Below are 213 nucleotides of genomic sequence, written 5' to 3'. Positions count from 1 at the left end.
ACCGCAGGCTTTCCCTGTCAGCAATGCGCTCGCAGATCTTCTCGGCCAGCGCCTGGCTGAACTTGGTCGGTCTTCCCATGGGGCGCTGCTTCTGGAAGGCTCAGAACAGCGCAATGATGTTGGATGCGGTGGTCCCGGTCAGCGCCACGATGGCGGCATGAACAGGCAGGATCGTTCCAGCCGGCACGCTCTTGAAGATGACAGGATCCATAT

The 213-nt window shown here is 60.1% G+C and carries 1 protein-coding gene and 1 pseudogene; both read right to left on the bottom strand.

Going from position 1 to position 213, the window contains the following annotated elements; all coding sequences use genetic code 11:
- Positions 1–79: pseudogene (locus AF337_RS45980) on the bottom strand (terminase small subunit-like protein); the annotation flags it as partial.
- Between the two features lie 21 nt (positions 80–100).
- Positions 101–213 (bottom strand): spike base protein, RCAP_Rcc01079 family (locus tag AF337_RS46635; RefSeq protein ID WP_425287918.1); only part of this gene is annotated, 113 nt, incomplete at its 5' end.

Origin of the sequence: Rhizobium ecuadorense (assembly GCF_001187535.1) — a bacterium.
GTDB lineage: Bacteria > Pseudomonadota > Alphaproteobacteria > Rhizobiales > Rhizobiaceae > Rhizobium > Rhizobium ecuadorense.
The sequence above is the reverse complement of the archived record's forward strand: the minus strand, read 5'-3'. Positions and strand labels throughout refer to the sequence as shown.